The organism is Polyangium sp. 6x1 (genome assembly GCF_029946515.1).
In the GTDB taxonomy this organism is placed as follows: domain Bacteria; phylum Myxococcota_A; class Polyangia; order Polyangiales; family Polyangiaceae; genus Polyangium.
In genome coordinates, this window is record NZ_JARZHH010000002.1 from 1 (window position 1) to 14,348 (window position 14,348).

Sequence of the window (14,348 nt, forward strand, 5' to 3'; positions counted from 1 at the left end):
GCGCAGGCGGCGAAGGCGGCGCAGGCGGCGCAGGCGGCGCTGGCGGCGCTGGCGGCGCCGGCGGCGACGGCGGCGCTGGCGGCGTGCGCGGCAAGTAGCCGGGGCGGATCGATCCCCGCACCTCCATCCCCTCTCCCCTCCCTCGCGGGAGAGGGGAGGACGGTGTGGCTAGCTCGTCCGGTTTGGCCGGGTGTACTCGTCGATCACGTTGGCCACGAGCTCGGCGAGCAGGTTGTCGCAGACGCGCAGGCGTCGGGACATCTCGCGCGCGATGTTGAGCACGAGCAGCGAGTAGGCGCGCAGGTCGCGCCGGTAGAGCGAGTCGAGGTCGTGCGCGGTCATCCGGAGCAGCCTCGACGGCGCCACGGCGCGCACCGTCGCCGAGCGCGGCAGGACGTCGAGGATCGACATCTCGCCGAACCAGTCGCCCGGACCGAGCACGGCCACGCGTGTCTCGTGCTTGCGCTTCGACTGCTTCAAGACCTCCATCTCGCCGTCGAGCAAGACGAACATCTCGCGACCGCTGTCGCCTTCGCGGAACACCACCGAGCCGGGCGTGAGCTCGATCAGATCGAGCGAGCCCGAGAGGTCTTGCAAGACCTCGTCGCCGAGCCCGCCGAACAGGCCGATCTCCCGCAGCCGCTCGCCACCCTGGAAGCCGAGTTTCACAGACATGCGCCGTACGTCACGTTGCCGATGATCACTTCCACTGCGTCCGCGCCGATCGTGATCGGCGTGCACGACGTGCCCGAGGGACAGATGGGCGAGTTCACGTTGCAGTACTTCAAGCACTCATCCACGCCCGTGTTGAAGCACCCGTAGGTCCCCGCGCAATCGGTGTCGTCCGTGCACGACGAGTTCTGCGTGCCGCTGCCGGCCTCGCGGCACGTCGTGTAGAGCCGCATCTGCCCCGCCGCCTCGCGCCCGAACGTGCAGGCCGTGCCCGCCGCGCAGCCGACGTTCGTCGTGGCGTTGCAGTTGTCCGAGCAGAGCGTGACGCCCGCGACCTGGCCGCCGCTGCCGTCGTTGAGCTTCACCACGCACAAGCCGCCCGGCGCCGTGCACTGCGCGTCGCTCGAGCAGAACTCGCCGCACGTGCTGATCGACGGCGTCGTCGCGAGGCAGATGCCGCCGGACGCGCAGTCGTTGTCGAGGTCGCAGAGCCCGCCGATCGGCACGCTGCCCGCAGGCACGCACGCGCGCTCGCCCGTGCCGTCGACCTGGCACATCTCGCCGGCCGCACACCCACACTGCGGAGAGACGAGCTTGCAGGGCGTCTCGCCACACGCGCCGCCGCCGCCGGTTCCGCTCGCGGACGAGGACGACGACGACCCCGCGCCGCTGCCCGACGAGCTCACCGCGCCGCCGCCCATGCCTCCGGCGCCGCCCATGCCGCTCGCGGACGACGAGCTGTTCGACGACGGCCCGGGCCCCGGCCCGCTCTCGTCGCCGCCTTCGCCACCGCTTCCGCCCGTGCCCGTGTACGAGCTGCCCTTCGCGCAAGCGCCGAGCACCGACCCCACGAGCGAAACGAGCGCCAACGCCACGGCCAAGCTTGTTCTCATCGTCACCTCGCGCGAACGGGAGCAGGAGGAAGAAGCGAGAGAAACCTTACGCCCAAGGGGCGAAAGATCAACGAGCGGCAAGCTCCTTCGAGAAGACGATCCGCTGACGCCCTGGGCCCGCGTAGTCCTCGACTTCGGCCCTCGCCCAGCCGAGGGCGTCGTGGAAGCGCACCGAGCCCTCGTTGCCGAGCGTGGTGATCGCCTTCATCAGGCGGCAGCCGGCCTCGTGGCAGTCGGCCTCGAACGCGGTGTAGAGCAGGCGCGCGACGCCGCGGCGTCGGTAGTCCGGATGGATGCCGACGATGTGCACGTACCCGACCGGCCCTTCGGGCGCGATGAAGCCGAACAAGAAGCCCACGAGATGATCGTCGTGCTCCACCACGCGCGCGAGCCTTCCGAGCTCGTAGAAGAAGATCGGGTGCGCGAGCGCGCTCGTGGGCCCACCCCACCAGCGGTCGATCACGCGTACGATCTCGTCGTAGTCGGACTTCTTGAGCGGTCTCGTCGTCAGCTCCACGGCGCCTCCTGCGTGAGCCCGGCGCGGGCTCCCCCAGGGTAGCCGCTCTTGGCCGGAGGACCCCACTCCAAAAACATGCTAGCCGTAGCGCCGTGAGTCGCGACGCGATCCGCATTGCCCCTTCGATACTTTCCGCAGATTTCGGTCGCCTCGCCGAGGAGGTCCGCGCCGTCGAGGCCGCGGGCGCCGACTGGATCCACGTCGATGCCATGGACGGGCGCTTCGTGCCGAACATCACGATCGGCCCGCTCGTCGTGCAGGCGGTCCGCGCAGCGACCACCTTGCCGATCGACGTGCATCTCATGATCGTCGAGCCCGAGCGGTACGTCGCGGATTTCGCGAAGGCCGGCGCCGACCTCATCAGCGTGCACGTGGAGGCCTCGCCGCACCTGCACCGCACCCTCCAGCAAATCCGCGCCCTCGGGAAGAAGGCCGGCGTCGTGCTGAACCCGCACACGCCCGAGGACACGATCCGCTACGTGCTGCCCGATTGCGACTTCGTCCTCGTGATGAGCGTCAACCCCGGCTTCGGCGGTCAGCGCTTCATCCCGAGCGCCTTGCCCAAGCTCGACGCGCTCCGCCGCGCCATCGACGCGCAGGGCCTCGCCGTGGACCTCGAAATCGACGGCGGCGTCGCGGTCGGCACCGCGCGCGAGGTCGTCCGCGCCGGCGCGCGCGTGCTCGTCGCCGGCTCGGCCGTCTTCAACGCGGTCGCGAGCGCCGGAGACATCTCCTTCGACGAGCGGGTCGCTCGCTACGCCAAGGCCATCCGCGCGCTGCGCGAAGACGCGGCCGAGGGCGTGGGAGCCGCGGCGTGAAACGCGCCTGGCTCGGGGCCGTCGCCCTCGCGCTCGTCTCCGGCTGTGGCCCTTCGTCGCCGCCCTCGCGCGCGCCCGCGCCGGCGAGCTCCAGCCAGCCGACCCCGACCCATCCGGGGGAGATCAACCTCGACGAAGAGACCCCGCCCGACGCGGAAAGCACGGCGGCGGTGCAGGCGATGCTCCAGCGCGTCGCGCGCGCGCGCGGGCTCCCGATCAAGCGGACCGTGCCGGGCAAGGTCCTCGATCGCGACACGATGCTCCGCCGCATCCGCGAGACGGTCGAACAGGACACGCCGAAGGACGCGCTCGTCGCCCAGGGCGAGCTGCTCGCGGCGCTCGACCTCGTCCCTGCCGACTACGACTTCGTCGCCGGCGCCTTCGCCCTGCTCGGCGGGCGTGTCGCGGGGTTTTACGATCCGGACGACGGCGCCATGTACCTCGCCGACGACCTCGGCGAGGAGGAGGCGCAGGAGACGCTCGCCCACGAGCTCGCCCACGCCCTCGCCGACCAGAGTTTTCCCCTGGCGCCGATGGTCGAATACGCGCCGGGCGCGGGGGACCGCCTCTCGGCCGTGCATTCGGTCATCGAGGGCGACGCCACGAGCGCGATGCTCGACGTCACGCTCGGCTCGGCCTTCCAGATGAGCGAGGAGCAGGTCCGATTCGCGTTCGTCGCGTCGACGGCGATGTCCGACATCGGCCAGAAGACCCCGCGCGCCATCACCTCCTCCCTGGTCTCGCCCTACACGGACGGCTTCGCGTTCATTCAGGCCTTGCGCAGCCGCGGCGACTGGCCCGCGGTCGACGAGGTCTGGCGAGCGATGCCCGAGACGACGGAGCAATTGTTACACATCGACAAACTCCTCGCGCGCGAGCCGGCCGAGGCCGTCGCGCCGCCGGTGCTCGGTGCGCTCGGACGGCAAGGGTATCGGGCGCTCATCGACGACGTGATGGGCGAGCAGGGGCTCCGGATCTTGCTGGAGGACGTCGGGAGCCGCGCAGAGGCGCGGCGCGGCGCGGCGGGGTGGGGCGGGGATCGATTCGTGGTGGCGATGCGCGCGGAGGGGCCAAAGCGGCTCTTCGCGGTGGCGTTCCGGCTCCGCATGGACACGCCGGCGGACGCGGCCGAGGTCGCGGAGCTCTTCGAGCGCAAGTATGGGAAGGACTGCCGGGAGCGGGACAAGCTCGGCCCTGTCGCCTGGGGGGCGCGGGGCCGGGACATCGCGTTCGTCGCGGGGCCTTACGAGAGGGACGGGGGAACACCGCGGGCGCGGGGTCAATGCGCCGAGGCGGTGACGTGGCTGGGGGAGGTTTGGCAGGCCGCACCACCGGATGAGGCGGGCAGGGCCCGCGCGGGACGATGACGAAGACCCGGACGATCCTCGACGAGATTGGCCATACCCCCATCGTGCCGCTCCGGCGTATCGGCAAGGGCCTTCCCGTGCCGGTGTACGTCAAATGCGAGCACCTCAATCCCGGCGGCAGCATCAAGGACCGCATCGCGCGGGCGATCATCGAGGACGCCGAAAAGCGCGGCTCCCTGAAGCCCGGCGCGACGCTCGTCGAGGCCACGGCCGGCAACACGGGCATGGGCCTCGCGCTCATGGCGGCCGTCCGGGGCTACGAGCTCGTCTGCGTGATGCCCGAAAAGATGAGCGTCGACAAACGCGCGGCGCTCTCCTCGCTCGGCGCGCGCCTCCACATCACGCCAAACGATCCGCCGGACAGCCCCGACAATTTCCGCAACGTGGCCGAGCGCCTCGCGAAGACGGAGGGCTGGTTCTTGACCGACCAGTTCCGAAACCCCGCGAACGTGCGGGCGCACGAGGAGACGACAGGCCCGGAGATCCTGGTCTCGATGGGCCGCAAGATCGGCGCATTCGTGGCCGGCGCGGGCACGGGCGGCACGATCACGGGCGTCGGCCGGTATTTGAAGCGCCTCGCCCCCGGCGTGCGTATCGTCCTCGCCGACCCGCGCGGCTCGGTGCTGGCGCATTGGGCGGAGACCGGCGAGATCGGCCCGGACGCGCCCTACCGAATCGAGGGCATCGGCGGGAGCCGGCCTCCGGAATTGCTCGACCGCACGGTGATTGACGAGGCGATCACGGTGAGCGACGAGGACGCGTTCCTCATGACGCGCCGATTGATCCGCGAAGAAGGCCTCTTCGTGGGCGCCTCCTCGGGCGCCGCCGTGGTCGCGGCGCTCCGCGTGGCGGCGAGCGGCGAGCTCCAGGGCCCGGTGGTCGCGATCCTGGCCGATAGCTGGGACCGTTACTTCACGCGCGAATGGCTCCGCTAGCGTAGCTTGAACACCCGCCGCGCGTTTTCCCCGAGGAACGCCGCGCGCGCCTCTTCCTCGAGCCCGAGCGAATCGAGTTTGTCGAGGCAATTCACGGGCGAGAGCATGGGCCAGTTGCTCCCGAACAGCACCTTTTCGCGCCCGTGCCCCCGCATGAACGCGACGAGCTCCGGGGGATAACGGCTCGCTTTGTAGGCCGAGGTGTCGATGTACACGTTCGGGTATTTCGTGGCGAGCGCGATCATCTCGTTCGTCCAGGGATAGCCGATGTGTCCGCCGACGATGCGGAGCTCGGGGAACTCACACGCGACTTCGTCGAGGTAAGGAATGGGCCGTCCGGGCTCGCTCGGCCGGAGCGGCCCTGCGTGGCCGACCTGGAGGCAAAACGGCACGTCGAGCTCGATGCATTCGGCGTAGAGCGGATAATACCGCCTGTCATTCGGCGGCAGCCCCCAGAGCCAGGGCAGGATGCGGAGCGCGCGCATGCCGAGGGAGCGCACGGCGCGCCGCAGCTCGCGCACGGCATCCATGGGCCTCGCGAGGTCGACGGAGGCGACGCCGACGAGCCGCTCGGGATACCGACCGACGAACGCGGCCACGGCATCGTTGTCGAGCATCGGCCCCGACGGCCCCCACCACGCGGAGACGAGCGCGACCGAGACGGACGCGGCCTCGAGCGCGCCGAGGGTGAACGCGTCGGGAATGACGTCCGGGAGCGCATCGGCCTCGACGCCCATCCACCGCCGCAGGGTGGCGAAGAGCGGATCCCGCAGGAACGGGCCGGTGGGATGCTGGATCCAGGCATCGACGACGAAGGCAGGCGTGTTCATGGCACCTCCACGCGCGAGCATCGCACGCCGCGCGCGCGCCGAGGAGGTGCGACGAGCGTCGGCCCGTGGTAGTGCTGTCCCGACGCCGCGCCCGGCAGCCGACCGGCAGCGGGGAGCGGACCGACGGAGGTGCGAGCAGCAAGGGATTGACAAACCAGGAAGAAAAAGCCGAAGATTTTCGGCGTCCGTTCGGGAGGAGTGGCCGAGTGGTCGAAGGCAGCGGTTTTGAAAACCGCCGTACCCGGAAGGGTACCAGGGGTTCGAATCCCTTCTCCTCCGCTGATTTCTGTAGGAGTTGTCGGTCGTTAGAGCGGTCCGGGGCGTGACCAGGAGTGGACAGACGGGGACAGGTCTGGACACGGGTTCTGGAATGATCGCACACCCGCGCCAACGCTCCGCGCATTGCTCGCGTCATGGCCCGCACGCGGCTGCGAGCATCGCGCGCTGCGCATGGGTCACGCCGACGTCTCGGACGCCTGCGTCCGCGAATCGTAGGCCAGGACCTTGCCGTATTCGAACTTGAGGATCCGGTCCGCCACCCGGAAATAACGATCGTCGTGGCTGATGACCAGCACGGCCTTTCCGCGCGCCCGCAGCTCGGGCAGGAAGTGCGTGTAAAACAGCTCGCGGAACGTCGGATCCTGCTCCGCGGCCCATTCGTCGAAGAGGTAGATCGGTCGGTCGTCGAGCAGCGCCATCAGCAGCGCCAAGCGCTTGCGTTGCCCGAGGGATAGGGCCGTCGTCGAGAGCGCGCGCCCGTCGATCCGGACCTTGTGGTCGAGCTGGAGCCGCGAAAGGAGTGCGCGCGCCGCTTCGTCCACACCGGCGCCGTCGATGCCGAGCAGTGAATCGAAGACGAAGGCGTCGGAGAACACCGCCGAGAAGAGCTCGCGATGACGCTCCTCCTCGCCTCGCCCGACGAGCTCGCCATTCAGGCGGACTTCCCCCGACTCGGGCGTGTAGAGGCCCGCGAGCACCTTGGCGAGGGTCGTCTTGCCGCCGCCATTCCCGCCGACGATGAAGACGATCTCGCCCGGCCGGAGCGCCAGATCGACCGGGCCGACGGTGAAGGACCGGCCTTCGTCTTCGCGGTGGTACGAGTACGTCACCGCGGAGAGCGCGAGCGTATCGATCGCCGGGGCCGGCCGATCCGTCCCGTGATCCTCGCGAGCGCTCGACAGGGAGAGGCCCGCCGCTTCGATCGACCTGAGCGCGATCGTCCCGCGCGTCAGCACGGGCATCGCGCCGAGCACGAAATCGAGCGGCGGGATGAGGTAGAGCGCCGCCAGCACGAAGCCGCCGACCGTGGGGCCGGCGACCTTCCAGAGCGTCGGGGCGAGGAAGAGGAAGCCGCCGATTGCGAAGAAGAGGAGCGCCTGCCCGATGCCGTTTGCCGCGGCGAAGGCCGTCATTCCGCGCATCGCGTTCTGGCCTGCCGAGGCGGCCGTGGGGCCGAGGACCTGCGCGAAAAACTCCTCCCGGCGCTTGCGGTGGAGCTTCAGCTCCTTCACCCCATCCGTCACCGTCCGGAAGTGACGCGCGAGGTCGTCGGTGTCCTTCCGCGCGCTGTCGAGCTGCTTCACGGCCCTCTCGGCGACGGCGCGATACACGAAAATCCCCGCCGCCATCGTGAGCACGCTGGCGAGGAACAGGGGGAACGAGAGCCAGGCCATGTAGACGAGGCAGCCGAGGACCACCGCGAGCTGCGGAACGACGCCGAGCGTCGCCGGGATCGCGCCGGCCACCGCGAGGACGTCCTCCGTGAGGATGGCGAGCAGCCTCGCCGGGCCCATCTCTTCGACGGTGCGGAGGGGCGCATCGAGGATCTGGCGCGAGAGCCGCAGGCGCAGATCGTAGACGGCGGCTTCGGCCTGACGCACGACGACGGCGTGGGCCCAGAAGCGGGCCACGATCATGACGGCGCACAGGCCGACGAAGGTGACGGCGAGCGACGCGGGCCGCGCGTCGGACTCGAGGGCCGCACGGATGACGGCGACCAGCCCGGCGCTGGCGAAGCCGCCGATCAGCCCGAGGACGAGCGCGCCCAGCGCGGCCAGCCTCGAGCGTTTCAGAATGATCTCGAAGAGGCTCACGCTCACCTTCTCCAGCCCGGGACGCTATTGCGATGCCGCGAGGACCGCAAGGGACCGCGCTCGCCAGGCAAGAAGCGAACCGCCGGCACGGCAATCCCCGCGGGAGGGCGGGGCGCTGGTCGCGTTGCGCTGGGCCTGCGCTGTGCCGCGCACGGTTTGCGCCAATCTTGCACAACGCCGGGGGCTCCGCGCGCGCGAACGCCGGCATTCACGGCATGCAATGAGGTGGCTTGCTTTTTGCTATCGGCAGCGAGCCGCGGAGGGGCAGGGTGAGGCTCCGTCCATCCGCGAGTTTTTGCCTTCGTTAACAGCCTGCTGGCTTCCTTCGCGGGCGTGGCCGCTGGATCGGTCCGCGAACGTGTTGTATCAAGGGTCCCCTATGTCGAGCCGTGATCTGCTGAACGAGATGGCCAAGCGGCTCGCCTCGCTCACACCTGCCCAGCGAGAGCTGTTCGAGCAGCGCGCGCGGCAAAAGGGGCTCGATTCATCGAGGTTGCAATCGATTCAACGCCGCCCTTCGGACGGGACGCCGGCGCTCTTATCCTTTTCGCAGGAGCGCCTCTGGTTCCTCCACCAGATGTCGGTCGATACCACGCCGCTCAACCTGGTCTTCGCTTCCCACCTCGGCGGCACGCCCGACGTGTCCGCGCTCGAGCGCGCCTTCTCCGAGATCGTGCGGCGTCACGAGGTGCTGCGAACCAGGTTCGTGCTCCGCGAGGGCGTACCCGTGCAGCAGATCGACGCGCCTTTGCCGATCGAGCTGCACGTCGAGCGCCTGGAGGGCCTGCCCGGGCCCGAGCGTGAGCGCGAGACGGAGCGGATGATCCAGGAGGCCCAGCGGCCTTTCGACCTTTCGCGCGGGCCGCTCCTCCGGGCCATTCTCCTTCGATGGAGCGCGAACGAGCACACGCTTCTCTTTGCCATTCACCATATCGCGGCCGATGGCTGGTCGCTCGGCGTGCTGGTCCGCGAGCTCGCTGCGCTCTACGAGGCATTCGCCACGAGCAAGCCGTCGCCGCTTCCCGAGCTTCCCTTGCAGTTTGCGGACTTCGCCGCCCATCAGCGGGGACGGCTCGAAGGGGCGGTGCTCGAGCGTGACCTTTCTCATTGGCGCTCGCGGCTGTCCGGCGCGCCGCCGCTGCTCGAATTGCCGACCGATCGGCCGCGCCCCACCCTTCAGGGGTCGCGCGGCGGCACGGTCACGTTCGACATTCCCGAGGCGCTGACCTCGGCCCTCGAATCCCTCGCGCGCCGCGAGGGTGCGACGCTCTTCATGGCGCTGCTCGCGGCCTTCGACGTCCTGCTCGCGCGTTACAGCCGGACGGAGGACATCGTCGTCGGTACGCCCGTCGCCAACCGGAGCCGTCCCGAGCTCGAGCCGCTCATCGGATGCTTCGTCAATGCGCTGGCCCTCCGCGCCGATCTCTCGGGCAATCCGTCCTTTCGCGCGCTGCTCGGTCGGGTCAAGGACGTCGCCCTCGACGCCTTCGCCCACCAGGAGCTGCCGTTCGAGCGGCTCGTGGAGGAGCTGCGCCCGCAGCGCGATCCGAGCCATGCGCCGATTTTTCAGGTGATGTTCGTCCTGCAAAACGCTCCGCTCGAGGAGCTGTCGCTCGCGGGGCTCACGCTCCGCCCGCGTGACGTGACCCCCGACGCCGTGATGCACGATTTGACGCTCACGGTGCGTCCCGTCGGCGCCAAGCTTCACGCGTGGCTCGAATACAGCGCCGAGCTCTTCGACCGCTGCACCATCGAACGCATGGCCGGGCACCTGCTCGTCCTCCTCGATGCCTTCGCGCGCTGTCCGGACGAGAAGATCCTCGACGCGCCCCTGCTCACCGAGGCCGAGCGGCGCACGCTGCTCGTCGAGTGGAACGATACGGCCGAGTATTCGCAGGAGCGTGGTGTCCATCAGGCTTTCGAGGCATGGGCGGCGCGCGCTCCCGAGGCCGTGGCCGTCGTCTCGGAAACGTATTCCTTGCGTTATGGCGAGCTCAATGCGCGGAGCAATCAGCTCGCGCACGGGCTCTGCGCGCGTGGGCTCGCGCCGCGGCAAAGGATCGCGGTGATGCTCGGGCACGGGCCGGCCCAGGTCCCCGCGCTGCTTGGCGTGCTCAAGGCCGGCGCCGTCGTGGTGCCCCTCGACCCGGCGCACCCTCCCGAGCGTCTGCGCCACGTGCTCGAGGAGGTCGCCCCGAGCCTCGTGCTCGTCGATGCGGATTCGCACGCCCACGTCCTCTCGCTGCTCGATCGCGCGGGCGCGCAAGGGCCCGCGGCGGTGATCGATGTGACCGGGATCGAGGTGCCTCCGGGCGCGGCGCTCCCGGAGGGCGCGGGCTTTCAGGCGTTCGTCGAAATGCCCGAGCACGATCCGGAGCCCTCGACGACCCCGGCCGATCCGATGTACGTCGTTTACACCTCGGGCTCCACCGGCCGGCCGAAGGGGATCGTTCAATCCCACCGGAGCTTCGCGCAATTTCTGGACTGGCAGGCGCGCAGGTTCGGGATCGGGCCCTCCGAGCGCGTCGCGCAGTGGGCGCCCATCTCCTATGACGCAGGCCTCTGCGAGCTTTTCGGCGCGCTCTGCCATGGCGCGACGCTTTGCCTCGCGCCGCTCGCGCTCCGCACCGATCCCCGAGCGGCCCTCGAATGGGTGTCCGCCGAGCGGATCACCCTCCTGCAAATGGTGCCGAGCTTCTGTCGCCACCTGCTCGACGCGGCGCGCTCGCCCGGCGCGCCCGCCGTGCCGCATCTCGCGCGCGTACTCCTCGCGGGGGAGGCGCTGCCCGTGAGCCTCGCGCGTGATTGGCTCGCGTTTTTCGGTCCGCGCCCTGCGCTCTTCAACCTCTACGGTCCGAGCGAGACGGTCCTCGCCACGCATTACGCCGTCGAGCGTGTCGATCCGGAGCTTTCGACGATCCCCATCGGACGCGCGATCGACGGGCGGCAAATCCTGGTGCTCGACGAGGCGCGCCGCCCGTGTCCCATCGGCATCCCCGGCGAGGTCCACGTGCGGAGCGCCTTCCTGACCGAGGGCTACCTCGGCCGGACCGAGGAAACGCAAAAGGCCTACGTGCAAAACCCGCTGCACGACCATTACCCGGATCGGGTCTACCGCACGGGCGACCTCGCGCGGTGGCGACCCGATGGCACGCTCGAATTCCTCGGCCGACGCGACCACCAGGTGAAGATCCGGGGCAACCGGGTCGAGATCAGCGAGGTCGAGGGCGTGCTCGCGGCGCACCCCGCCATGCGCGAGTGCGCGGTGATCGCGCATCGCGCGAGCGAGACCGATCAACGGCTGATCGCGTTCGTCGTCTGCGCGCCCGCGCCGAGCTCGACCGAGATCAGGCAGTTCGTCGCCGAGCGCCTCCCGAGCTACATGGTCCCGGCGGCGTTCGTCTTCCTCGACGCGCTGCCCCGGACCTCGACGGGCAAGATCGATCGCAAATCGCTCGAGGTCCCCTCCGGCGAGCGCCCCGATCTCGACCGCGCGTTCGTCGCGCCGCGGAGCGGGTTCGAGGAGACCATTGCTTCGGTCTGGCGCGAGGTGCTCGGGCTCGAGCGCGTGGGCGTGCACGACAATTTCTTCGACGTCGGCGGCCATTCGCTGCTCATGGTGCAGCTCCGCGACCGGCTGGCGCGCGCTTGCGGGACCGAGATCCCGATCATCGAGCTCTTCCGGCATCCGACGATCGACGCGCTGACCCGCTATCTCGACGCCTCCCGCGCCCCCGCAGAGGAGGCGGTCGTCGAGGAGAGCGGCGCGCGGGCGCGGAACCGGCGCTCGGCCATGCAACAGCTCCGCGACAGGCGCGCGGGGCATGGGACATCCACGCGAAACGACAAGGGCGGTACGAATGGAGGTTAAGTTTGTCATGGACGACCTGCGCCAGCGCCTGGGGGGCGCGGGGCTCGAGCGGGTCGAGGAATGCTTGAACATCCTCGTCGGGACGCCCGTTCCTCCCGACGCGGATCCGGAGCAGGAGGCTTCGCGGCTCTATTTCCCGGGGCTCAGGGCGCGGCCCTGGCACGACACGGCGGAGTTCGAATGGGTTGCTCGGGCGGAGGCGGCGTACGAAGCCTGCCGCAGGGAAGCGGAGGCCTTGCTCGATCAAAATGTGCGCTTCTCTCCCTACGAGGATCCCGATACCAAAGAGCTCGGCTGGCGGGGCTGGGACACGTTTCCGTTTTATGTCACGGGGAAGAAATACCCGCGGAGCTGCGCCCGCTGTCCGGAGACCGTGCGTCTCATCGACAGCCTGCCGCACGGCACGCGCCAGGGCATGTTCTCGAAGCTCAATCCGGGCGCTCACATCACGCCCCACAGCGGCGGGAGCAACATCGTGCTCACCTGCCACATGGGCCTCATCATCCCGGAGGGCTGTGGTATCAGGGTCGGCAGCGAAACGCGCGCATGGCAGGAAGGCAAATGCCTGATCTTCGATGACAGCTACATGCACGAGGCCTGGAACCGTGGCACGAGCGTGCGGGTGGTCCTCTTGTGGGACATCTGGCACCCCGAGTTGACCCCCATCGAGATCCAGGCGCTCATTCATCTATCGAATTTGTTCAAGAAGCACCGCCGTTCCTTGCAATGAACGGTGCTCTCCGCGGAGCGCTGGCCGTTCTCCGCGATGCGATCCCAACACCCAGGCGAGGTCTCCATTGAGCATCGAATCGAAGACCACACGGTCGATCACCCTTGATTTTTACTCGCTCGGCGACCTGCGTGCGATCGTCGAAGAGCGCCCTCGCCTCGCGCTCGACGCGAGCGTCGCCGAGAAAATCGATGCGGGCGCCCAGTACGTGCAGCGAAAGGCGCAGGAAGATCGTTACATCTACGGCGTCAACACCGGCTTCGGCTCGCTCTGCGAGACGCGCGTGAAGGCCGACGAGGTCGAGACGCTGCAATACAACCACGTCGTGTCCCACGCCTGCGGCGTGGGCGATCCCGTCTCCGAGGACGTCTCCCGGCTGGTCATGCTCATCAAGCTCTTGACCTTCCGCACGGGGCACACCGGCGTCTCGCTCGAGACGGTCCAGCGATTGGTGGATTTCTGGAACCACGACGTGATCCCGGTGATCCCGAAGAAGGGGACCGTGGGCGCGAGCGGCGACCTGGCCCCGCTCGCCCACCTGTCCCTGCCGCTTCTGGGCCTTGGCAAGGTCCATTTCGAGGGTCGCATCGTCCCCGCCGCCGAGGCGCTCTCGAAGCTCGGGTGGGATCGGCTGCGGCTGAAGGCCAAAGAAGGCCTCGCGCTCACGAATGGCGTCCAGTACATCAACGCCATCGCCGCCGAGTGTCTGATGGATGTCGGCGATCTGGTGGGATGCGCGGATATGCTCGCGGCGGTCAGCGTCCAGGCCTTCAGCGCCTCGCGGACCTTCTACCAGGCGCCGTACCACGAGACCTCCTATCACCTCGAGCGCCGCGCGGTCGCGGCGAACCTGCGCAAACTGCTCGAGGGCAGCAACCATTTCGAGCTGCCCACGTGCAACCGGTCGATGCAGGACCCGTATTCGTTCCGGTGTATCCCGCAGGTCCACGGCGCCGTGCGCCAGGCGTACGGCTTCGCGAAGACCACCATGGAGAACGAGGTCAACGGCGTCTCCGACAATCCGCTGTTTTTCCCCGAGCAGGATCTGATCCTCTTCGGGGGCAACCTCCACGGCGAGTCGACGGCGCTGGCCCTGGATTTCCTGGCCATGGCCACGAGCGAGATCGCGAGCATCTCCGAGCGGCGGACCTACCAGCTCCTCTCGGGACAGCGAGGATTGCCGAGCTTCCTCGTCCACGAGCCCGGCCTGAACTCGGGCCTGATGATCCCGCAATACACGTCCGCGGCGCTGGTGAACCAGAACAAGGTGCTCTCGACGCCGGCCAGCGTGGACACCATTCCCACCTGCCAGCTCCAGGAGGACCACGTGAGCATGGGCGGGACCTCCGCCTACAAGCTTCAGGAGATCGTCCAGAACTGCTGGTGGGTCTTCGCCATCGAGCTCTTGACCGCCGCGCAGGCGGTCGAGTTCAACCGCGGCTTGCGCCTGTCCCCGATCACCGAGGGCATCGTGCAGCAGTTCCGCGGCGAGGTGTCCTTCCTCGAGCGCGATCGCGTCATGAGCGACGATATCGAGAAGGCGCACGATTTCTTGATGCATCGCGCACCGGCGTGGGTGCGCGAGTGGTCCCTCCTCTGAGCGATGACGAAGAGCGCGGAGT

General features: G+C 69.0%; 11 protein-coding genes and 1 tRNA gene. 7 read left to right on the top strand and 5 right to left on the bottom strand.

Going from position 1 to position 14,348, the window contains the following annotated elements; translation table 11 throughout:
* Nucleotides 1–168 precede the first annotated feature (168 nt).
* The 3 genes from QHF85_RS03175 to QHF85_RS03185 form a co-directional block, all read right to left on the bottom strand.
* Entirely contained in the window at nt 169–675 is a 507-nt protein-coding gene (locus tag QHF85_RS03175; RefSeq protein WP_281325534.1) for a cyclic nucleotide-binding domain-containing protein, read from the bottom strand.
* Nucleotides 666–1,565, bottom strand: a complete 900-nt coding sequence (locus tag QHF85_RS03180; RefSeq protein WP_281325535.1) for a hypothetical protein — start codon at nt 1,563–1,565, stop codon at nt 666–668. Before QHF85_RS03180 ends, QHF85_RS03175 begins: the two co-directional genes overlap by 10 nt.
* A gap of 67 nt (nt 1,566–1,632) precedes the next feature.
* Entirely contained in the window at nt 1,633–2,082 is a 450-nt protein-coding gene (locus QHF85_RS03185; protein WP_281325536.1) for a GNAT family N-acetyltransferase, read from the bottom strand.
* 92 nt (nt 2,083–2,174) lie between these two features.
* On the opposite strand from QHF85_RS03185, the gene rpe reads away from it, so the two are divergent.
* The 3 genes from rpe to QHF85_RS03200 are packed head-to-tail and all read left to right on the top strand — an operon-like array spanning nt 2,175 to nt 5,202.
* Complete coding sequence (rpe, locus tag QHF85_RS03190; protein ID WP_281325537.1) at nt 2,175–2,900, top strand: ribulose-phosphate 3-epimerase; 726 nt, start codon at nt 2,175–2,177, stop codon at nt 2,898–2,900.
* Nucleotides 2,897–4,267, top strand: coding sequence for a hypothetical protein (locus tag QHF85_RS03195; protein WP_281325538.1), 1,371 nt, complete (start codon nt 2,897–2,899; stop codon nt 4,265–4,267). The genes rpe and QHF85_RS03195 overlap by 4 nt, the downstream gene beginning before the upstream one ends.
* On the top strand, nt 4,264–5,202 hold the full coding sequence (locus QHF85_RS03200; RefSeq protein WP_281325539.1) for a cysteine synthase family protein: 939 nt from the start codon (nt 4,264–4,266) through the stop codon (nt 5,200–5,202). The genes QHF85_RS03195 and QHF85_RS03200 overlap by 4 nt, the downstream gene beginning before the upstream one ends.
* Here the strand turns inward: QHF85_RS03200 and QHF85_RS03205 are convergent.
* Nucleotides 5,199–6,032, bottom strand: coding sequence for an amidohydrolase family protein (locus QHF85_RS03205; RefSeq protein WP_281325540.1), 834 nt, complete (start codon nt 6,030–6,032; stop codon nt 5,199–5,201). The two genes, QHF85_RS03200 and QHF85_RS03205, sit on opposite strands and share 4 nt — an antisense overlap.
* A 192-nt stretch (nt 6,033–6,224) precedes the next feature.
* Here QHF85_RS03205 and QHF85_RS03210 point away from each other — a divergent pair.
* Nucleotides 6,225–6,311: transfer RNA gene (locus tag QHF85_RS03210), tRNA-Ser, on the top strand.
* A gap of 176 nt (nt 6,312–6,487) precedes the next feature.
* Here QHF85_RS03210 and QHF85_RS03215 read toward each other — a convergent pair.
* Complete coding sequence (locus tag QHF85_RS03215) at nt 6,488–8,125, bottom strand: cyclic peptide export ABC transporter (RefSeq protein WP_281325541.1); 1,638 nt, start codon at nt 8,123–8,125, stop codon at nt 6,488–6,490.
* A gap of 379 nt (nt 8,126–8,504) precedes the next feature.
* Between QHF85_RS03215 and QHF85_RS03220 the strand changes: the two genes are divergently transcribed.
* The 3 genes from QHF85_RS03220 to hutH all read left to right on the top strand — a co-directional run bounded on the left by QHF85_RS03220 (nt 8,505) and on the right by hutH (nt 14,326).
* Nucleotides 8,505–11,996, top strand: coding sequence for an amino acid adenylation domain-containing protein (locus QHF85_RS03220; protein WP_281325542.1), 3,492 nt, complete (start codon nt 8,505–8,507; stop codon nt 11,994–11,996).
* A gap of 7 nt (nt 11,997–12,003) precedes the next feature.
* A complete protein-coding gene (locus tag QHF85_RS03225; protein ID WP_281325543.1) occupies nt 12,004–12,726 on the top strand; it encodes an aspartyl/asparaginyl beta-hydroxylase domain-containing protein in 723 nt (240 codons plus the stop codon).
* A 67-nt stretch (nt 12,727–12,793) separates the two neighbouring features.
* Complete coding sequence (gene hutH, locus QHF85_RS03230) at nt 12,794–14,326, top strand: histidine ammonia-lyase (RefSeq protein WP_281325544.1); 1,533 nt, start codon at nt 12,794–12,796, stop codon at nt 14,324–14,326.
* Nucleotides 14,327–14,348 lie beyond the last annotated feature (22 nt).